The sequence below is a fragment of the Acrocarpospora phusangensis genome, assembly GCF_016862995.1.
Classification (GTDB): domain Bacteria; phylum Actinomycetota; class Actinomycetes; order Streptosporangiales; family Streptosporangiaceae; genus Acrocarpospora; species Acrocarpospora phusangensis.
Genome location: NZ_BOOA01000029.1, coordinates 13,583 through 34,023, shown reverse-complemented (window position 1 = coordinate 34,023; position 20,441 = coordinate 13,583). Strand labels below are relative to the sequence as shown.

Genomic DNA, 20,441 nt, shown 5'->3' with positions numbered 1-20,441 from the left:
ATTCGATAGCAGGCCCACGAGTCCTCCTCCTCTTTTTGAGGAGCACGATAGTCGTATTTGGCGCTCTTTGTGATCAGGAGTTCGCGAGCCGCGTTCCGGTCATTCTCGCGTACACGATGACATTATCCACATAGTGCCCCGTGCTCCGGTTGTAGGTGCCGCCGCAGGTGATGAGACGCAGCTCCGCGTCGTCGGCGTTGCCGTACACGCGGTCGGTGGGGAAGGTCTCCTTGTTGGCCTGCTCGACGCCGCCGACGGTGAAGATGGCGATGGTGCCGTCGCCCCGGATGACCTCGACCGTGTCGCCGTACCGGAGTTCGTGGAGGCGGCTGAAGACGGCGCTGCGGGTCTGGGTGTCCTTGTGGCCCAGCATGATGGCGGGCCCGGCCTGGCCGGCGGTGGGGCCGCCGCGGTACCAGCCGACGAGGTTGGGGTTGGCGATCGGCGGCGTCTCGATCGCGCCGCGCTTGTCCAGGCCCACCGACTTGATCGGCGCGTTGATGCCGAGCTTGGCGATGATGAGTCGTTTGGGCGAGGAGGGCAGCAGCGGTTCGGCCGCGGGCAACGGCGGCGCCGGCGGCGGCGCGGACGGCTCCGCCTGGGCCATCTGCCCCGGCCCGCCCGGCCCCACGCTCGGCGCCAGCACGCCCGCCTGCGACCGCAGCGTGGTCCGCTCCGGCGCCGCGTACTCCTCCGGCGAGCCCAGCCAGAACATCAGCCCGGCCGCGACCGTGGCCACCCCGGCCAGCGCGGCCAGAATCAGCACCGCCCGCACGACCTGCGTCCCGTTCAGCCGGGGACGCCTCTCATACTCCTGCGCGTACGGCTGGTAGGCGGGTTGCGCGTACACCTGCTGCTGGTATCCCGGATGTCCGGGCGGAAAATGTCCCGGCGGCGTCGTCATACGCGTCCTACTGGCGTACGGCGCCGCGCCGCGAACGCAGCATCAGCCCGCCGGTGATGGCGGCGAGGATCAGCGCGGTCCCGCCAAGAACGAGCAGCCGCCCGTCGGGGCCCAGTTCACCGCCGCCGCCGGTCGAGACACCACCGCCGGGGGTGTTGGTCACCTGGCCGGGCTGGCTGGCGGTGACGGTCGCGGTGAACGTTCTGGTCTGGCGGGGAGTGGGGGTGGTGGCCGAGGGCGTCGGGCTCGGTGTGGGCGTGGGGGTGGGGCTCGGGCTGGCCGCGCCGCTGGCGACCACGACGGTGGCGGCGGCTGCGGTCGCGGTGGAGGCCATGGCGCAATCGTATTCCCGGGCGGATGTGCTCGCACCGATGGTCAGCAGGAATCCGGTGGTCTTCACCGAGACGGTGCCGGTGGCGGCCGGGGTCGCCGTCACGGAGACGGTCGGCAACGGAATCGCCGCTCCCTGCGCGACCTGCGCGGCGGGGGTCAGCGTGGCCAACGCCGTGACCGTGGCTGTGACGCCCGTCTGAGGGCCGGTCATCACGATCTCACCCTCGAAGATCACGGTGTCGGTGGTGTTGATGGTGACGGGCGCGGTCATCATCTTGCCGGTGACGGTGTTCAGGTTCGTCCAGACCATCGCGATCCTCTGGATGGAGGTGGCGGTGGTACCGGCCGTTGCGGTGGCGGTCAGCGTGGTGATGAGGTCCGGGTTCTGCGGATCGCCGCCCGAGGTCGTGCAGTTGTAAGTGATCGTCTTGGTGTCCGCGGTGGCTCCGAACAGGGGTAAGACGCCGAAGAGGATGCCTGCGCTGACAACTCCGGCTGCGGCGGCCTTGGTGGCGATGCGACGCCGTGCCTTCAACTTCAGCACTGACCTATCTCCCATTTCAGACAGTCTGCCCGGTTTACGGTTGGCCCAGCTTTCCAGCCCATGGTCACGGTTCGGTTTTCCGATCCTATGGAGTTGTCATGGGGTCTGGGGTGGATACGGTCGATCTGTCATCGATTACCCACACCGAGGGAACCTAACAAACATGGTGTGCGTGTGTCGCATCAGGTGTCCGTACCACGATTGGCGTGAAGGCTGAGGCGGCGGCCCAGGCGATGACGAAGGACCAGGCCACCGATGGCGGCGGCCCCGATGAGCGCCGTCCCGGCCATCATGATGAGCCGCGCGTCCGGCCCCAGATCCCCGCCCCCACCGGTCTGCGCCCCACCCACCGGCGTGATCCCAATCTGCCTCGTGTTCGTGACCGAAACCGTGTTGGTCGTATCAACCGAGTTGGTCACCGTCTCGGTCTCCGTTTCGGTCGCCGTCGCCGTGACCGTCTCCGTCTCGAACGCGGTTTGGGTCGTCGTGGTGGTGGGGTCGTCCGACTCGGACGTCGCGGCGGATGTGACGACCGCGATGGTAAGAGTCGCCAGCGACGCCGGGTTGGCGAGCTCGCAGGTGTAGGGGGTGCTGGTCGAGCCGCCGCCAGACGGGATGATCTTAAGAACGAAGCCGCCCGCGGCGACAGCCACCGTGCCTGTCGCCGTGGGCGTGAACACCAGCACCATGTCGGGTATCAGCGACATCGTTGCGCTCGCGGTCAGCAACGCCACAGCCGATTCGGTGGCGCTAGGCGACGCCGAGATCGTGGTCGCACCCAGCGGCAGGCCCGTGATGGTCGCCTTGCCCTCGATCACCACAGCGTCGCTCGGTGAGATGTCCACCGGTGCGGTCAGCAGAGACTCTGTTGGAGCGCCGCCCTCCGCCGGGCTGGACGGGGCATCCGGAGCCATGGCCCAGGTCACCGTGACGACCTGGCTAGGCGTCGGGTTGGCGGCCGGACCGTCCAGCGTCACCTGGAGGGGGTAGGTGGTGCTGGAGCAGTTGTAGCGGACCGTATCGTCGAAGTCGGCGGCGAGGACGGGGAGGGCGATCAGGCCGAGGAAGGCGGCGGCTCCGGCGACGGCGGCTCTGGTGGCCAGGCGGTGTCGTCCGGTGGTGGTCGTCACTTCCGCTCCCCTAGGTGGTGGCCAGATAGCGCATCAGCATTTCAGGAAATATCGAGTTATATGCCGGGCGAATCCTGAGAATCCGCTGAATTCTGGCTGGGAATCCGGTCACCCGTTGAAGGACTGGGCCGATCTGCTGAGGTGCCTGCTTACTTTGCGCTGGCTTGCGTGGTTCGGGTCCGTACGGGGGTCTACGTGGTCTTGGTGGCGCTCAGGGTCGCGTAGACGATGATGTTGTCCGTGTAGTGGCCGGTTCTGCGGTTGTAGACGCCGCCGCAGGTGATGAGGCGAAGCCCGGCGGTATCCAGCCTGCCGTACACACGATTGGTCGGGAAGGTGTTCTTGCTGACTTGTTCGACCCCGTCCACGGTGAATTCGGCCACCGTGCCGTCGGTCCTGACAACCTGGATCTTGTTGCCGCGCTTCACCTCGCGGAGACGGTGGAAGACGGCGGGTCCGCGCTTGGTGGTGACGTGGCCGAGGATCACCGCGGGTCCCGGCTGGCCGGGCACCGGGCCGAGTTTGTACCACCCGGCGACCCTGGGCATGGACAGCGGCGGCACCTGAACCTCACCGTTCCGGAGAACCCCCACAGAACGAAGCGGAGCGTTGAGCCCGACCTGCGGAATGACGATCCTCGCGGGGGCGACCGCGCCGGTGCTGACGATCGGGTCCACCGGCACCACGGCCGGGATCGGCGGTGGCGCGCTCGGAGCCGCCGCCGTGAGCGGAACATCGGCCCCGCCTGGCCCCACCGTCGGCGGCAACGCCCCCGGCTGCGCCATCGGCGTGATCCCCGGCCCCGGCGGCCCCTGGATCGCGGCCTCCTGCGGCGACAACACCGCCAGCAACCCCGCCATGATCAGCGCGATCCCACCGAAGGACCCGACCACCAAAATCGCCGGCAACGCCTTGTTCCACCGCTGCCGCCGCTGCTCCTCAGGCCCCACCGGCGCCTGCTGCGGCACCGCCTGCTGAACCTGCATCTGGTACTGCTGCGCCATCTGCATGACGTGCTGCTGCGCGGGCGTCAACTCCACCGACGTGGGCGCCACTCCCGGCTGCTGCACCGGCTGCGGCTGCATCGGCTGCACGGCCTGCGGCTGTGGCTGCCCGGCCTGCGGCTGTATCAGCTGTGGCTGCACGGCCTGCGGGTACACCTGCGGCACCTGCATCGGCTGCCCTTGCGGCCCTTGCATGTGCGACGGCTGCTGACCCGGCTCCAGCTCGTTCATGACACCCCGAAAACCTCAGCCCGCGCGCCCGGCGTCCGCCTTGACACGCCGCCGCCAGACCAGCCCTGCGCCCACACCGCCCAACACCAGCACAACCCCGAGCCAGATATAAACCCGCCCCGAAGGCCCCTCAACCGCCATCTCCCCGGTCTGCGCCCCACCCTTCGGCGTGACGATCACCTGCGGCGACTGACTGGTCGAAGCCGACGGCGTCACCGTAACGGTCGTCGTCGTAGTCGGCCTAGGCGTCGGCGACACCGTCGTGTGGTTACTGGAGGACGGCGTCGCGCTGGGCTTGACGACCTTGATCTGGGACACCACGACGTCCGTGGGGGCCTCGCACTTGGTCTCGAAAGCCTTGTAGAGCTCGGGCTTCGACTCCGCGTAGACCTTGAGAGCATCGAGGATCATGTAGGTCCCGCCGGGAGTCCCGCTGACCTTGGACAGCTTCACTGTGTGCTCCCCATAGGCCAGGCCCTTCACAGACCAGAGAGCTTCCTGCCCCAATTTGTTGGGCTCGGTCGCGCCCAGCGGGGTCCCGTCCGCCTTCTTCGAGGCGTCCCTGATCACAGGTGTCGTCGCGTCATCGAGCAGGATGGATACCTGGCCCATGTCGTTGTCCCGCTCCGAGAGGATGTCGATCCCGGTCCCGGTGAACTTCACCGTCGCGGTCGCGTTGTCCACCGTCGCGTGCTGGATGTCGTCCTGATAGTCCTTGAGGCTGCCGGACGCGAACTCCACATTCGCGCGATTGCCCGCGTAGGTCCACTGATTGCCGAAGTTGAACCATCCGCGAACGAGACCCTCACCGGGGTCAGCGACGATGGTGTCGTTGAAGAGGCTCGAAGTCTCCGCAGGCGCGAGATTGAAGACCAGGTCGCTGGGCTTCGCGTTGATGGTGCCGTCACGGCTGGTCATGTAAGAGCCAGCGGTGATGGTCGGCAGGGTTAACGCGGCACCCTTCGCGAGAGCAGCCGTGGTTGTGCTGCTCCCGGTCGACTCAAGCAGACCGGTGCCATCCCAATAGTTGGCAATCACAGCCGAAGCCTTCACGGACAGCTTCGCGCCGACCGCGAGCGCCTCCGGTGCCTTGAACGGCGAGTCGCCGAGCGCCCACCCCACCTGGAGGCCCTGACCACTGGTAACCGTGCGCGGGACGGAGACGGTGACCTTCAGAGGCTTGGTGCCCTCGACCAATGCCCCCTTGCACAGGTAGTCATACGTGCGGTGATCGGTGTCCACCGCCTCCGCGGGGCCGATCAATAAGATGGCACCGCTCAAGATGCCCAGGCCAGATGCGACAGCCGCTTGTCGGAGTACTGATCGCCGCCTGAACACCGCACGCTCCGAATGGTCGAAGATCGGCCCAAATCGGACCACTCAAACATGAAACAGACGTGATCCTAGGGGCTCAACAAGGATCTCAGCAGCCCCTTGAACACCCTTACCAAGCTTGTGGCCCAGTTGTAACAGAAGAGACGTTTGCCGTTCAGCGGGAGCGCTCCAGCGGGTATCAATCCCCCAGAACGGTGTACCTGCACGAAACCGAATCGTATTCTGGCCACGGCGGACCCAGCCCGACCCCGGAAGGCGTACCCGATGCAGCGTGACCTCTACGACGAGGAGCATGAGCTCTTCCGCGAGACCGTACGCGAGTTCCTGGCCCGCGAGGTAGCCCCGCACCATGCCCAATGGGAGCAGGACGGCGTCATCCCGCGCGAGGTCTGGACGGAAGCCGGCAAACTCGGCATGTTCGGCTTCGGCGTCCCCGAGGAGTACGGCGGCGCCGGCGTCACCGACTTCCGCTACAACGCCGTCATCGTCGAGGAGATCATGCGCATCGGCGCCACCGGCGTCGGCTTCTCGCTCCACAACGACGTCATGGCGCCGTACTTCGTGGATCTCACCAACGACGAGCAGAAGCAGCGCTGGCTGCCCGGCTTCGCCTCCGGCGAGCTGATCACCGCGATCGCGATGACCGAACCGGGCGCGGGCAGCGACCTCCAGGGCATCCGCACCACCGCGATCCGCCAGGGCGACGACTACATCGTCAACGGCCAGAAGACCTTCATCACCAACGGCATCAACTCCGACCTGGTCGTCACGGTCGCCAAGACCGACCCCTCCGCCGGGGCGCGCGGCACCACGCTGTTCGTGATCGAGCGCGGCATGGAGGGCTTCTCCCGGGGCCGGAACCTGGACAAGGTCGGCATGCACGCCCAGGACACCGCCGAACTCTTCTTCGAGGACGTCCGGGTGCCGGCCGCCAACCGGCTGGGCGACGAGGACGGCCAGGGTTTCTTCCACCTGATGAAGAACCTGCCGCAGGAGCGCCTGTCGATCGCGGTCGGCGCGGTGGCGGTGGCCGAGACCGTGCTGGCGGCGACGATCGACTACTGCAAGAGCCGCCAGGCGTTCGGCCGCAACCTCGGTTCCTTCCAGAACACCCGGTTCGTCCTGGCCGAACTGGCGACCGAGGTCGACATCGCCCGCCTGTACGTGGACAAGTGCATCCTGGCCCTGAACGCCGGCGAGTTCACCGCCGTGGACGCCGCCAAGGCCAAGTGGTGGACGACCGAGCTCCAGACCAAGCTGGTGGACCGCTGCGTGCAACTCCACGGCGGGTACGGCTACATGCTCGAATACCCGGTCGCCAAAGCCTGGCTGGACAGCCGCGTGCAGACCATCTACGGCGGCACCACGGAGATCATGAAGGAAATCATCGGGCGCTCGTTCGGCTTCTGACGAACCCCGCCAAGCCCCGGATTTTCCGCTCATAATGGGCGTGTGGACACCACCGGGCTGATTCTCCTGATCTTCCTGGCGTTCCTGTTCGCGTGGCTGTTGAACAAGGTGCGCCGGTTCTTCCGGCTGGGCAATGTCGCGTACGCCGGCGTGATGATCGTGTTCGTCATCGCCATGCTGCTGATCTGGGGTCAGACCGTTAGATGAAGCCCATTCTTGACCCGGAACTCCCGGCGTCGGACCGTGCCCTGATGGCGGCCCACCCCCAGTTCCTCAACACTCCGATCGCTGCGCCGCGCTGGGGCGGCCGCGTCCCCGCCGACGCCTGGGCGAGCCTGCTTTCAGCATCCTTATGGGGATTCCTCCCCGCGCTGATCGCCCCCCTCTACGGCCGCCTCGCCCTGGTCGGCGGCCTGATCCTCCAGGCCGGCCTGCTCACCCTCTGGATCGGGTACGGCTTCACCACGATGTTCCTGACCGGCCTCGGCCTGGAACTGATCGTCTTCCTGCTCCTGCTGGCCCTGGCCGGCGAATCCCCGGTGAGCCGCCTGGCCCGCCGCCACCGCGGCCGTTTCCGGCTGGCCGGCGACTTCGAGCCGGAGGACGCCGCCCTGATGGAGCGCACCCAGACCGCCGTCGCCACCGTCCTGGAGTCCAAGGTCAACGAGGCCGGCCTGCTGGACGACATCGCCAACCGGGTCACCCTGCCCCGCCAGGAATGGGAGATCGCCGAAACCCTGACCGAGATGACCCGCCTGCGCCGCGAGCAACGCTCCGTACGCCGGGGAAAGGTCACCGACCGGATCTCCACCATGCTGGCCACGCACGCGGACGCGCTGCGGGTGGCCACCGAGTCGCTGACCCAGCGGGTGGACGCCCTGGAGGACTACGCGTTGCGGACGATGGCCGCCGACGAGGCGTACACGGAATGGCAGACACTCCAGGACATGGCGGAGGACAGCGACGCCTACCGGGAACTGCTGGCGCGCACGGTGCGCGACCGGCTGGCCGCCGGTGAGCTCGACGCGATGAGTGAGCGGGCCCGCCTGGTCGAGGCCGCACTGCGGGAAAGTGTCAAGGACGCCCGCCGCGCCGGCCTCGTGCTCCTCCCCGAGGCGAGCTGATGCCCAAAGTATCCCCCCGGGGTCAGAGGATCTTCGGCCGCGTCCCCACGGCCGTCAACGTGCTCGGCTCGGCCCTGCTGATCACCCAGATCGTGGTCGGCATCTCCCTCGCCACCAGCTCGGACACCCCGGAACCCGGCCCTGCCGCCGTGACCCCACCGGCTCCGCCGGTTCCGCCGACTCCCCCGGAACCCGAGATCGCCGAGGTGCCCACGCCCGAGCCCCCGAGCCCCACTCCCAGCCCGACGCTCCAGGTCGAACGCATCGCCGAAGGCGAGATCGTCCGCCTGAAGCGCTACCCCGGCCAGGGCTCCGCCGTGATCGGCCAGGTCAGGGACAAGAAGGCCCGGCTCACGTTCGTCGAACTCGGCAAACCCTGGGGACGGAGCAAACCGCTCGGCACCGGCCCGATCGTGGACGGCACCTACACCCGACGCCAGACCTTCGTCACCGAGGAGTACGGTCCCGACCTGGACCGCCAGTGGTGGGCCGACATCGACAGCTACCGCCACACCGCCGACCTGACCCCCGGCGACAGCATGTACGAGATCGTCGCCGGCTTCCTGGACGCCAGACAGGACGGCAACTTCCCCAGCGGCACCGCCGGCGTCGACGTGGCCTCGTACCCGGTCAAGAACGGCTGGGTGATCGTCCGCGAGATGCACATGCCCGAGAGCGACGCCGGCCGCAAGGCCAGGGTCGAACTCGCCGCGGTGGTCGCCCTGGACACGGGCTCACCCCGCCCGGGCATCCTCTGGATCACCATCCCGGACACCCACAAACGCCTCTGGCCGGACATCGGCCGCGTGATCAGGTCGGTCCGCGTGTTCACCCCGTAGGACTGAGCTCCCGCGCCCCATCAGTGATCACCCGCGTCACCAGCTCGGGATCGTCGCTCATCGGCAGGTGCCCGCACCCCTTCAGCAGCTTGACCCGCTGCTGCGCCCACCGCCCCGCCCGTACGGCTTGGCGGCGCACCAGCAGCCGGTCGTGCTCGCCCCAGGCCACCGTGATCGGCACCTTGGGCGGCGCGGGCGGCGCCTGCCACAGGAACGAGTCGAGCGTGTCGTCGAACCCCACCGAGGCCCGCAACGCGCCCATCCCCGCCACCAGCTCCTCGGACGGCACCCGCGACGGCTTCCACACCAGCAGCCGCCCGAGCATCGCCCGCCCCAGCCGTGATCCCGCCATCTCCGGCGGGGACGCCACGGCGGCCGCCCGCAGCAGCCGCAGCATCGCCCGCGCGTAGAACAGCTCCGACCGCGACCAGAACCCCGTCGGCGCCAACGCCGTGGCCGACCGCACGACCCCGCGCGAGGCCATGTCCAGCGCCAGATACCCGCCCAGCGAGCTCCCCGCCACATGCGGGTCCCGGACACCCAGCCGCTCCCAGCACGCCTCCACGGCATACGCCAGCGTCTCCGCGTTGTACGGCATGCCCGGCGGCAACGGCGGCGAGGCCCCGAACCCCGGCAGATCCACCGCGATCACATCGAACCGCTCGGCCAGCAGGTCAAGGACGGGTGCCCAAGCCTGCCAGCGGTGCCCGATGCCATGGATCAGCACCAGCGGCGGCCCGGACCCCCTGCGCTCGTACACCAGCTCCATGGTTTCGAGTCAAGCACCGAAGCCGGTCACATGCCAGCAACCCACCTGGGGGATTTCGGCAGTTCAGCGACCGCCGAGCGGGATCTCGAACCAGACGGCCTTGCCTTCCTTGGTGGGGCGGGAACCCCAGCGGCGGGCCAGCTGGTCGACCAGGTAGAGCCCCCGGCCGCCCTCGTCGTTCTCGCCGGCGCTGCGGATGCGCGGCAGCCGCAGGTCCTGGTCGAAGACCTCGACCCAGATGGACTCGTCGCCCCGGCGCAGGCGCAGGGTGAACTCCTTGTCGTTGGCGATCTCCTCGTCGAGGCCGGGCACGTCCCAGGACTCGTCGAACGGCAGCGGCGGCCCGTCGAGCGCGAGCTCCCTGCGGGGCACGCTGGCCGCGGCCGCGTGCAGCACCACGTTGGTGACCACCTCGGAGACCAGCAGGCAGGCCAGATCGGCACGTTCCTCGGGGACGTTCCAGCCGGCGAAGGCCTCCGACGCCATGCGCCGCGCCTCGCCCACCATGATCGGCTGAGCCGGGAAGGTACGCTCCTCGAACTCCAGCTCCGCGCCCACCGAGCGCACGACCAGGATGGCCATGTCGTCGTCGATCTCGCCGGGCACCGCGACGGTCGCGGTGTCGGCGATGCGCTCCACCGACTCCCCGGCGATCTTCGCGACCTTGTCGCAGAGGATCTGCAGGGTCTCGTCGTCCGACAGCGAGGGCTCGTCGGTCCCGCGGGCGGGCCGCCGGTCCACCAGGCCGTCGGTATAGAGCAGGAGCGTGGCCCCGGGCGGCAGGACCCGGGTCTCCTCCTTGTAGACCAGGTCGGCGTGCATGCCGGAGGCCCGTACGCCCAGGGGCTGGCCGACCTCGGTGATGTCCAGTTCGGTGACGCTGCCGTCCACGATCAGCAGCGGCGGCGAGTGGCCGGCGTTGGCGAAGGAGAGCTGCCGGGACCAGGCGTCGTACACCAGGTACTGACAGGTGACGATCGGCGGGCTGGTGACGTCGGCGCCGAAGTCGTCGTGCTCGGGTGCGGCCACGACCCTGGTCCACTCGTCGAGCCTGGCCAGGATGTCGGCGGGCGGCTTGTCGTCCTGGGCGAAGGCGCGCAGCGCGGCCCTCAGCTGGCCCATGACCGCGGCGGCCTTGGCGCCCCGGCCCTCCACGTCGCCGATGACGATGCCGACGCGTCCGGCGGAGAGCGGGATCACGTCGTACCAGTCGCCGCCGACCTGGGTCTGGATGCCCTGGCCGTGGCTGGCCAGCGGCGCGGCCGGGTAGTACCGGACGGCGATCTCCAGCCCGTCCAGCGTCGGCAGCTCACGCGGGAGCAGGTGCTTCTGGAAGGACTCGGCGGTGTGCCGCTCCTCCTCGAACAGCAGCGCGTTGTCCACGGCGAGCGCCACCCGGGTGGCGATGGCCCCCACGAAGTCGCGGTCGAAGGCGTCGTAGTGCGGGGAGCGCCGGTCGGTGAGGTTGGACATCGCCAGGTACATCAGGCCGAGCGTCTCGCCGCGGGCGCACAGCGGCGCCACGATGGCCGAGGTCATGCCGATCTCGCCGCACACCCGGGCCGCGCCCTCGCTCGGCGACGGGTAGCTCACCTGGGAGAAGTCCTCGACCAGGATGGTCTCCTGGCGGCGCAGCGCGGCGTCGCCGTAGTGGCCCTGCGGGTAGCGGATCTCCGCGCCGATGGGCTTCCAGGTGTCCGGCGGCGGCGTCCAGCCGTTCACGTGCGTGGACACCTTGCGGATCAGCCGGTCGCCCTCCATCAGCTCGATGAAGCAGTGGTCGGCGAACTGCGGCACGAGCATCTCGGCGACCCGGTTGAGGGTCTCCTCCACGTACAGCGAGCCGGCCAGCCGTTCGCCGATGCGCTCCAGCAGGCCGAACCGGTCCTTCTCGCGCTCGTTGCTCCGCATCGCCTCGCGCGCGGTGATAACGATCCCGGTGACGGATCCGGACGGATGCCGCATGGGCACCGCCTGGGCCCGCACGTAGATCATCGTCCCGTCGATCCGTACGACGTCGAAGGTGCCCTCCCAGACGCCGCCCTTCAGGACGTGCTTGGCGAGGTCCACGGCGAGCGGGTGGTCCTTCTCCATGATCCCGAGCGAGAGCACGTCGTCGAGGCCGTGGTGACCGGGCCGGCCGAACAGGCGCTCCGCGAACGGGTTCCAGTAGAGGACGTTGCTGAAACGGTCGGTGACGACGACCGCCATCTCCGCGTGGTCAAGGACGGAACCGGCGGAAAGATGGTCGGCGGTGTCCTGCGACAGATCCCCCCAACGTTTCATCCAACGACCACCCCTCGGGGGATGCGGGCCACGGGTGCTCCTGCCTTGCCAGAGCCAGTGCTGTCGTGGGAGAGGAGGGGCTCCCGGGAAGAACCGCTGGGATCAGCGTCTGGTGACGAATACATGCGTGGCGACATCGCGCGGTAGCTCCGCGAGAGTGTTGTCCGCTTCGTCGTCACCTGTCACCCGCACACCGTCGTCGCTCGCCGCGAGCGTCACCTCGCGTCCGGGTTGTATCCCAACTTGCTTGAGTTTAAGCATCACGGCGGGATCGCTTTGCACTTGTTCGCTAATTCGGCGGACCACCACGGGTATATCTCGGGGTCCGGCCAGATCAGCCATAGCCGAGACCGCCTCATATTCCTCCAAACCGGACGCTCCGAGTTCGTCCAGTCCGGGGATGGGGTTCCCGTGCGGGCATTCGGTGGGGTTGTCGAGCAGCTTCACCAGCCGCGCCTCCACCGAATCGGACATGACGTGCTCCCATCGGCACGCCTCGATGTGCACTTCCTCCCAGGGCATGCCGATCACCTGGATCAGCAGGCACTCGGCCAGGCGGTGCTTGCGCATCACCCGGATCGCGAGCGTGCGCCCGAGATCGGTCATGGTGAGGTGGCGGTCGCCCTCCACTTTGACCAGCCCGTCGCGCTCCATCCGCGCCACCGTCTGGCTGACCGTGGGGCCGCTCTGCTGCAGTCGTTCGGCGATGCGCGCGCGCAACGCGACGATGCCTTCCTCTTCCAGCTCGTAGATCGTGCGGAGATACATCTCCGTGGTGTCGATCAGGCCGTGTGCGGTCACAACGTCTTCCTCCCGGTCTGCCCTCGATGCTACGACCTACCAGCTGGTTCAGCCGACCTGGGCGGCGAACCCGTGCACGATTGGCAACGTGCGAGGGACCTGAATCCTTCCATGTCCGCGACCGGACCGGGACTCGGAAGGGTTCTCGAAGGATTTACCTCAGGATCGCACCTGGTAGCGGCGGAACGCGGGCACCGCCAGCCCCACGACCACCACCGTCACCGCGCACAGCAGGCCGCCGCCCACCCACGCCGGAACCAGCCCGAAGGAGCTCGCGGTGGCGCCGGCCCGGAGATCGCCCAGGCGCGGCCCGCCCGCCACGACCACGAAGAAGACGCCCTGCAGCCGCCCGCGCATGGCGTCCGGCGCGTACGTCTGGAGGATGGTCTGCCGCCACACGGCCGAGACGAGGTCCGCGAAGCCGCCGAAGGCCAGCAGGAGCACGACCAGCCACAGGGCCTGGGCGAGACCCGCGGCGGCCACCGTGACGCCCCAGACGGCGATCACGAACGTCAGGGCGAGCCCCTGCCGCCGCACCCGCCCCACCCACCCCGAGAACAGCCCGCCGGCCACCGCGCCGAGCGCGATCGCCGCCGACAGCCAGCCGTACGCGATGCCGGAGCCGCCGAAGCGCATCTCGGTCATCTCCGGGTAGAGCGCCCGGGGCATCGCGAAGGACATGGCGATGATGTCCACCACGAACGACATCAGCACCACCGGCGTGGCCATGATGTAGCGCAGCCCGCCGGCCACCGCCCGCAGGCCCGGCGCGGTCACCTCGCCCTGCGGGTCCAGCCGGGGCAGCCGCAGCGCCGCGTAGAGGCTGGCCGTGAACAGCACCGCGTCGATCAGGTAGGCGAAGCCGTACCCGCCGCCGGCGATGATGAAGCCGCCGAGCAGCGGGCCGAGGACCGAGCCGATGCTGCTGAACAGGAAGTTGAGCGTGTTGGCCGAGGGCACCAGCTCGCGCGGCACCAGCCGGGGGATGATCGCGTTGCGGGTGGGCGAGGCGATGGCGAACCCGGTCGACTGCAGGGCCACCGCGGCCATGATCACCCACACGTTCTGGAGCGTGAAGGCGTTCACGACCAGGACCAGCGTGGCCGACCAGCTGATCATGGAGGCGGTCAGCAGGAGCCTGCGGCGGTCCATGGCGTCGGCGATGGCGCCGCCCCACAGCCCGAAGACGATCAGCGGGATGAGGGCGACCGGGCCGAGCAGGCCGACCCAGAGCGAGGACTTGGTCAGCGTGAACACCTCGGCGCTGACCGCGACGGCGGTGAGCTGGAACCCCACGAAGGCCACCGCCTGGCCGCCAAGCAGCCGCCGGTAGTCGGGGATCTGGAGCGGCCGGGTGTCGACGAAATGGCGCCTCAGGAGGTCTCTGACAAAGCTCACGGCTGGCTAGCTTCCCATGGCACGAACATCAGCCCATGTCAGGGGGTGTCGCACGAGGGGTCAGGGGGCCAGTCGCTCGATGACCCAGCGGCCGTCGGAGCGGCGGTAGCGCAGGCGGTCGTGCAGGCGGTCGGCGCGGCCCTGCCAGAACTCGACCTCGACCGGCGCCACCCGGATGCCGCCCCAGAACTCCGGCACCGGCGGATCCTCCGGCCAGCGCTCGGCCAGCTCCGCGAAACGGTCGTCCAGCTCCTGGCGGGACCGCAGCACCGCCGACTGCCGGGAGGCCCAGGCCGCGATGCGCGAGCCGTACGGGCGGGAGCGGAAGTACTTCTCGGTCTCCTCGCGCGACACGCGGGAGGCCCGGCCCTCCACCCGCACCTGGCGGCGGAGCGGATGCCAGGGGAAGAGCAGGCAGGCGCGCGGGTTCTCGGCCAGATCCCGGCCCTTGCGCGACTCGTAGTTGGTGAAGAACGTGAAACCTTGCTCGTCGAAGCCTTTCAGCAGAACTGTTCTGGCCGAGGGTCTTCCCCCCGCCGAACTGGTTGCCAGGATCATGGCATTGGGTTCCGGGAGCCCGGCGTCGACCGCGTCGGCGAACCACCTGGTGAACTGGGTCACCGGGTCGTCGGCCACGTCGAGCAGGGGCTCGCCGTTGTAGCTGCGGCGGAGCCCGGCCAGGTGCGATCTGCTGTCCACGAAAAGGTATTCTTGCGCGCTTGGTAGATGTCCGACGCACGACCCCCTACCTGGGGAGACGGTGTTGGGGAGGGACCGGCGGCGACCCGCGGCACCGCGAGAGGTTAAATTGACCCGCCGGTATCTCGACATCAAGGCTTTTGACTTCACAAGAGAGGGAGGCGGCCGAGAGTGTCCGACTTTAAACCCGGGCTCGAAGGCGTGGTGGCTTTCGAGACCGAGATCGCGGAACCGGACAAAGAAGGGGGCGCCCTGCGATACCGGGGCGTCGACATCGAGGAGCTGGTCGGCCGGGTCTCCTACGGGAACGTATGGGGTCTGCTGGTCGACAACGAGTTCCAGCCGGGCCTCCCCCCGGCCGAGCCGTACCCCGTTCCTGTCCATTCCGGTGACATCCGGGTAGACGTGCAGAGCGCCCTGGCCATGCTGGCGCCCGCGTACGGCTTCCGGCCCCTGCTCGACATCGACGACGTCCAGGCCCGCGACGACCTCGCGCGCGCCTCGGTGACGGCGCTGTCGTTCGTCGCCCAGTCCGCCCGCGGGCTCGGCCTCCCGATGGTCCCCCAGAGCCGCGTGGACGAGGCGGAGACCATCGTCGAACGTTTCATGATCCGCTGGCGGGGCGAGCCCGACCCGGCGCATGTGAAGGCCATCGACGCGTACTGGACGTCGGCCGCCGAGCACGGCATGAACGCCTCCACGTTCACCGCGCGGGTGATCGCCTCCACCGGCGCGGACGTGGCCGCGGCCCTGTCCGGCGCGGTCGGCGCCATGTCGGGCCCGCTGCACGGCGGCGCTCCGGCCCGGGTGCTGCACATGATCGAGGGCGTCGAGCAGATGGGCGACGCCAAGAAGTACGTGCAGAGCGAGCTGGACAAGGGCCAGCGGCTGATGGGCTTCGGCCACCGGGTCTACCGGGCCGAGGACCCGCGGGCGCGGGTGCTGCGCCGGACCGCGAAGGAGCTGAACGCGCCTCGCTACGAGGTGGCGGCGGCGCTGGAGACGGCCGCGCTCGAAGAGCTGCACGCCCGCAAGCCCGACCGGGTGCTCGCCACCAACGTCGAGTACTGGGCCGCCGTCATCCTGGACTTCGCCGAGGTCCCCTCGCACATGTTCACCTCCATGTTCACCTGCGCCCGTACGGCCGGCTGGGCCGCCCACATCCTGGAGCAGAAGCGCACGGGCAGGCTCGTCCGCCCCAGCGCGACCTATGTGGGCCCGTCCCAGCGCTCGGTCCACGACGTTCCCGGCGCCGCCGACGTGGTCGGCAAGCACTGACCCCTTCCTGAACCCGTCCTCTGACGTGCCCGCGGCTCACGGAGCCGCGGGCTCTGTCGTGCAGCCCACGTCCAGCTCGGCCGGGTCCTCCGTGCTCGTGTCCACCGTGCACTTGCCCCGCAGGATCGGCACGGTCTGCCCCGGTTCGCTGGAGAAGAGCCAGAGTTCCCGCGGCAGCGCGGTGTGGAAGTCGGCGTCGGTGGAGAAGTAGAAGCTCCCGGTCGCTCCCTGGATGTGCCCGTCCACGCCCAGCCCGCGCAGGTTGTAGGCGACGCTCTGGGCGATGTTCACGGCCGGATCCACGTTGGTGGCCTTGATCTGGTCGATGGCGCTGGTGATCGCCAGAAGCGCGTCGTAGCCCATCCTGGCGTGCACCCGGGAGACCGACCGGCCGCGCTCGGGGTGCACGTCCTTGATCCACGCCTCGATCTCGCGCTGGGTGTCGTTGATCGCCTCCGAGCCGTCCTGCTCGGCGCGGGCGTCGTTGAGGGCGATGAAGGAGATCTGCGGGTTGTTGACCGAGGAGCCGTCGGCCAGGATCTGCGCCAGCCTGCCGGTCACCTCGTCGCCGGCGAGCACCCGTACGTCGCGGCCGCACTGGTGTTCCTTGGTGTCCACCAGGTTGCCCAGGTAGCTGGAGCGGCCGGTGTAGAAGAGCACGGCCGCGCCGTCCTGGCAGGCCTGGTCGACCTGGGCGGCCAGCTGGTTCTCGTCGCGGAAGACGTAGCGCCTGGCGTCGGCGTACAGCGCGCCGGGCCGGGCGGTCAGGCCGTCGGCCAGGTCCTTGCTGTACAGCTCCCGCCCCCGCTCGTCGATCTCCAGCAGGACGGCCACCTTTTCGGCCGGGACCTTGCCGCCGCCGGGCAGGCCCCGCTGGAGCCAGAACTCGGCGGCCTTGGCCTGGGCGGAGTTGGGGGCGGCCATCCGGAAGAAGGAGGGGGAGGGCTTCATGCCGTACACCAGCGGGGTGGTGTCGGCGGTGTTGGTGGTGCTCAGCATCGGCATGTGCGCGTCGCTGAGCAGCCGGATCGCGTCCTGCGTCTCGGTACGGCTCCAGGCGAACCCGATGGCCCCCGCGATGTTCGGATCCCCCGCCGCCCGGTCCTTGATCATCTGGGCGGCGTAGGCGGCGCTGACGAAGTCCTGGCCGGCGTTGGCGAACTCGACCCTGATCTGCCAGCTGTGCAGCCGGTTGTAGGCCAGCTGCCGGGCCGCGATCCCGGCCAGTTCCCCCGCCGAGCCGCTGATCTGGTCGCCGCCGCTGCGGCTGGTGGTGAGCGGGCCGAGATAGAAGACGGTGATCACCCGCTGGTCGTCCTGGACCTCGCGGTTCTGCCGCTGGATGCGCTCCAGGACGGGCGCGAGCAGCGGGTCGGGCTCGATCTCGTTGAGATCGTCGCTGAGGCCGACGCACTGCCTCTCGACCTCGCGCAGGCCGTCGCCACAGCCGATCCAGGTACGCCCCACCACCGCGATCGGTCCGAAAGCAAGCAGAGCCACCACGGCCCAATAGCCGAATGCCCGCAACGGCGTCGGTCGAAATGCCCCCATGTCGGGAATGTCAGACTCATTCACGGTGACCGGGATGAATGGCTCGGGCACCTGCGCGCGCCAGTCCTGAATCGCTTCGGGCAGCAGCGCGAGCGGCCGGACCGGGGTGGCCGGCGGGATCGGCCCGTCCCCGGCGGCCAGCACCAGCAGGGGCGGATGCACGCCGGTGTCGGCGATCACGTCCCGCAGCACGCCCAGGAACCGGGTCACCCCAGGTCCGGGCTCCCGCAGCACCAGCAGGCCGTACCAGCCGCGCCCCCAGCTCGGCCACGGGATGACCCATTTCTGGTACGCCTGCCGGAGGTCCTGGAACATCGCGTAGACCAGCAGTTTGTCCAGGTCGGGCTCGGCGGCCAGGCGTAACGCGTACTTGTGGCGGCTCTCGAATCGTTTACGGCGCAGATTCACGTACCGGTGGCGGCGGAACCAGCCGGAGAAGAAAGTCCCCCTGATCGACAGCGCGGCCTGGACGGCGGTGCCCGCCGCGGCCACGATCAGGCCGACCACCCAGGGGATCAGCGAGAGCAGGTCGACGACGTCCCATCCGGCCAGCAGCGCCACGGCCATGCCGAGCGGCACCCAGGTGGTCGCGGCGCGCACCACGAAGTCCGCGGCCGTACGGCGGGCCCGGCGTTCGCCGTACCGTTCCCAGCGCCACTTGCGGTAACGGGCCCGGAACTCGTCCTGGCCCTTGCGGGACTCGGGCGCGGGCGGCCACACGCCGGTCCAGTCCTCCGGCCGCTGGGCCCGCTGCTCCCGCGCCCACAGCACGAACTGCGCGAGCGGGAACCGGGGCGCCGGCAGGAACGACCCGCCGATCGCGGCCCCGAGATCGCCGTTCTCCCCCGCCAGCGCGTTGACCAGCGCCGGCACGTCCTTGAGCTCCTCCCCCACCGGCGCCGCGTACGGCAGGCTCCCCTTGAACGGCGCCGCCAGCGCCACCGCCGTGTCGGCGGAATCCGCGCCGACGAGCAGGAGCACCGGCAACGGCGGATCCCCACGCCAGAACGAGGGCCGCCGCAGCAGCCCCTCCAGCACCCCCTGCAGTCGCCGCTGATCCGCCGCGATCATGCCCATCCTTTCCCTCATCCTTATTCAATTTACCCCTAATTCCCGTTAGGGGTATATTTCCAGAAAACCTCCCTTAAGGGTTTCATGTCAGCCTATGTACCTTGAGTCGCTAAAGTTACGGATTACATAATTCCCGGACATATGCCACTAAGTCGCGGGAGTGTTCATGGCTGCACACGGAGCGAACCGGGGAGTGAGCCGACGGGGATTCCTCGCCGGACTCGGCGCAGGAGCTGGGGCGCTGTCCCTGGCGCCGGCCGAGGCGATAGCCCGGGTGGTGACCACACAGTCCGGAGGGACCGCCGTCGCGTCCGACCGTTTCGGACGGATCTTTAACCTGCCACCGTTCGCCGATTTCAACGCGTCGAGCCTGCGTCCCGCACTCGTCGAGATGGGCCGCGCCGGCGGGGTCGTCGACGCCAAGGACCCGCTCGCCGAAGGCCCGATCCGGCTCATCACCAATCCCGAACTCAGCCCGAACAACCTCGACAATGCCACGCACACCGCTGGCGTCACCTTCTTAGGTCAGTTCCTCGACCACGACATGACGTTCGACCGCTCCTCGCCGCTCGGCACGGTGACCGCGCCGGAGGCGACGCCCAACACCCGCACGCCCGGCCTGGACCTGGACTCGGTCTACGGCCGTGGCCCGGTCGCCGACCCGCAGCTATACAACCCCGCCGACCCCGCCAAACTCAAGGTCGAAAGCGGCGGCCTTTTCGAGGATCTGCCCCGGATGGCGAACGGCCAGGCGATCATCGGCGACCCCCGCAACGACGAGAACCTGATCATCGCCGGCCTGCACTGCGCGTTCCTGCTCTTCCACAACCGGGTGGTCGACCACCTGCGCGCCCAGGGCATGACCGGGAACGTCTTCCCCGCCGCCCAGCAGCTGGTGCGCTGGCACTACCAGTGGATCATCCTGCGGGAGTTCCTGCCGCTGGTCATCGGCCAGGACGTGGTGAACTCCATCCTCATCGGCGGGCGCCGGTTCTACCGCCCGCTGGCGGGCCAGCAGTTCATCCCGGTGGAGTTCCAGGGCGCCTGCTACCGCTTCGGGCACAGCATGGTCCGGCCCTCCTACCGGGCCAACCTGGCCGGCAACCCCGACGGCTCGGCCTTCTTCGGCTTCATCTTCGACCCGGCCGGCCAGGGCCAGGCCGACCCGGTGGACCTGCGCGGCGGAGCGCGGGCGCCCCGCCGCTTCATCGGCTGGCAGACCTTCTTCGACTTCGGCGACGGTCAGGTCCGGCCGAACAAGCGCATCGACACCAAGATCTCGACCCCGCTGTTCAACCTGCCGCTGGGCGCGATCGCCTCCGGCGAGCCGCCCACCTCGCTGGTGCAGCGCAACCTGCTGCGCCACGTGACCTGGTCGATCCCGTCCGGGCAGAACATCGCGCGCGCGATCGGCATCCCGGCCCTGGAGGCCCAGCACTTCCCCGAGCTCCAGGCGATCGGGCACGGCCTGCCCGCCAGCACGCCGCTCTGGTACTACATCCTCAAGGAGGCCGAGGTCGCGGGCGGCCTGAAGCTGGCCGGCGTGGGCGCCCGGATCGTGGGCGAGGTCTTCATCGGCCTGCTCCAGCTGGACAACAACTCCTTCCTCCGGACCAACCCCACCTGGGTGCCGACGCTCCCGCGGCGCTCCGGCCCCGCGGGTGACTTCCGGATGGTCGATCTGCTGACCTTCGCCCGCGTCGACCCCACCAGCCGCGGCCAGTAGGGGTCAGG

The 20,441-nt window shown here is 69.1% G+C and carries 17 protein-coding genes; 6 read left to right on the top strand and 11 right to left on the bottom strand.

Translation table 11 applies throughout. The features are described from left to right. Window positions 1-73 precede the first annotated feature (73 nt). The 5 genes from Aph01nite_RS18705 to Aph01nite_RS18685 all read right to left on the bottom strand — a co-directional run bounded on the left by Aph01nite_RS18705 (window position 74) and on the right by Aph01nite_RS18685 (window position 5,427). The gene (locus tag Aph01nite_RS18705) at window positions 74-904 is read right to left on the bottom strand and encodes a class F sortase (RefSeq protein WP_204042206.1); all 831 of its coding nucleotides are present in this window, start codon (window positions 902-904) and stop codon (window positions 74-76) included. Between the two features lie 7 nt (window positions 905-911). Next, window positions 912-1,781: a hypothetical protein gene (locus tag Aph01nite_RS18700; RefSeq protein WP_204042205.1), complete on the bottom strand. Its 870-nt coding sequence runs from the start codon at window positions 1,779-1,781 to the stop codon at window positions 912-914. Window positions 1,782-1,963: 182 nt separating this feature from the next. Continuing rightward, a complete protein-coding gene (locus tag Aph01nite_RS18695) occupies window positions 1,964-2,911 on the bottom strand; it encodes a hypothetical protein (RefSeq protein ID WP_204042204.1) in 948 nt (315 codons plus the stop codon). 191 nt (window positions 2,912-3,102) lie between these two features. Then, entirely contained in the window at window positions 3,103-4,146 is a 1,044-nt protein-coding gene (locus tag Aph01nite_RS18690; RefSeq protein WP_204042203.1) for a class F sortase, read from the bottom strand. 15 nt (window positions 4,147-4,161) lie between these two features. Beyond that, entirely contained in the window at window positions 4,162-5,427 is a 1,266-nt protein-coding gene (locus Aph01nite_RS18685) for a hypothetical protein (protein ID WP_204042202.1), read from the bottom strand. 318 nt (window positions 5,428-5,745) lie between these two features. Between Aph01nite_RS18685 and Aph01nite_RS18680 the strand changes: the two genes are divergently transcribed. The 4 genes from Aph01nite_RS18680 to Aph01nite_RS18665 are packed head-to-tail and all read left to right on the top strand — an operon-like array spanning window position 5,746 to window position 8,854. Beyond that, window positions 5,746-6,891, top strand: a complete 1,146-nt coding sequence (locus Aph01nite_RS18680; RefSeq protein ID WP_204042201.1) for an acyl-CoA dehydrogenase family protein — start codon at window positions 5,746-5,748, stop codon at window positions 6,889-6,891. Window positions 6,892-6,933: 42 nt separating this feature from the next. Next, entirely contained in the window at window positions 6,934-7,098 is a 165-nt protein-coding gene (locus tag Aph01nite_RS18675) for a hypothetical protein (protein WP_204042200.1), read from the top strand. Beyond that, the gene (locus Aph01nite_RS18670; RefSeq protein WP_204042199.1) at window positions 7,095-8,015 is read left to right on the top strand and encodes a hypothetical protein; all 921 of its coding nucleotides are present in this window, start codon (window positions 7,095-7,097) and stop codon (window positions 8,013-8,015) included. The genes Aph01nite_RS18675 and Aph01nite_RS18670 overlap by 4 nt, the downstream gene beginning before the upstream one ends. Next, window positions 8,015-8,854 (top strand): hypothetical protein, encoded by an 840-nt coding sequence (locus Aph01nite_RS18665; protein WP_204042198.1) that lies wholly within the window; start codon window positions 8,015-8,017, stop codon window positions 8,852-8,854. Before Aph01nite_RS18670 ends, Aph01nite_RS18665 begins: the two co-directional genes overlap by 1 nt. Here Aph01nite_RS18665 and Aph01nite_RS18660 read toward each other — a convergent pair. The 5 genes from Aph01nite_RS18660 to pdxH form a co-directional block, all read right to left on the bottom strand. Beyond that, window positions 8,844-9,623: an alpha/beta fold hydrolase gene (locus Aph01nite_RS18660; RefSeq protein ID WP_204042197.1), complete on the bottom strand. Its 780-nt coding sequence runs from the start codon at window positions 9,621-9,623 to the stop codon at window positions 8,844-8,846. The genes Aph01nite_RS18665 and Aph01nite_RS18660 overlap by 11 nt on opposite strands. A 63-nt stretch (window positions 9,624-9,686) precedes the next feature. Further along, window positions 9,687-11,909 carry an ATP-binding SpoIIE family protein phosphatase gene (locus tag Aph01nite_RS18655; protein WP_204042196.1) on the bottom strand — a complete coding sequence of 741 codons (2,223 nt, stop codon included), beginning with the start codon at window positions 11,907-11,909 and terminating at the stop codon, window positions 9,687-9,689. Window positions 11,910-12,011: 102 nt separating this feature from the next. Continuing rightward, window positions 12,012-12,710: an iron-dependent transcriptional repressor DtxR gene (locus tag Aph01nite_RS18650; protein ID WP_155359840.1), complete on the bottom strand. Its 699-nt coding sequence runs from the start codon at window positions 12,708-12,710 to the stop codon at window positions 12,012-12,014. A 159-nt stretch (window positions 12,711-12,869) separates the two neighbouring features. Then, window positions 12,870-14,108: an MFS transporter gene (locus Aph01nite_RS18645; RefSeq protein WP_204042195.1), complete on the bottom strand. Its 1,239-nt coding sequence runs from the start codon at window positions 14,106-14,108 to the stop codon at window positions 12,870-12,872. A gap of 60 nt (window positions 14,109-14,168) precedes the next feature. Beyond that, window positions 14,169-14,807 (bottom strand): pyridoxamine 5'-phosphate oxidase, encoded by a 639-nt coding sequence (gene pdxH, locus Aph01nite_RS18640; protein ID WP_239161800.1) that lies wholly within the window; start codon window positions 14,805-14,807, stop codon window positions 14,169-14,171. 171 nt (window positions 14,808-14,978) lie between these two features. On the opposite strand from pdxH, the gene Aph01nite_RS18635 reads away from it, so the two are divergent. Then, window positions 14,979-16,085 carry a citrate synthase 2 gene (locus Aph01nite_RS18635; RefSeq protein ID WP_204042193.1) on the top strand — a complete coding sequence of 369 codons (1,107 nt, stop codon included), beginning with the start codon at window positions 14,979-14,981 and terminating at the stop codon, window positions 16,083-16,085. Between the two features lie 36 nt (window positions 16,086-16,121). Here the strand turns inward: Aph01nite_RS18635 and Aph01nite_RS18630 are convergent, their stop codons facing one another. After that, complete coding sequence (locus Aph01nite_RS18630) at window positions 16,122-18,707, bottom strand: type 1 periplasmic-binding domain-containing protein (protein WP_204042192.1); 2,586 nt, start codon at window positions 18,705-18,707, stop codon at window positions 16,122-16,124. A 166-nt stretch (window positions 18,708-18,873) separates the two neighbouring features. Between Aph01nite_RS18630 and Aph01nite_RS18625 the strand changes: the two genes are divergently transcribed. Next, window positions 18,874-20,433, top strand: a complete 1,560-nt coding sequence (locus Aph01nite_RS18625; RefSeq protein WP_204042191.1) for a peroxidase family protein — start codon at window positions 18,874-18,876, stop codon at window positions 20,431-20,433. Window positions 20,434-20,441 lie beyond the last annotated feature (8 nt).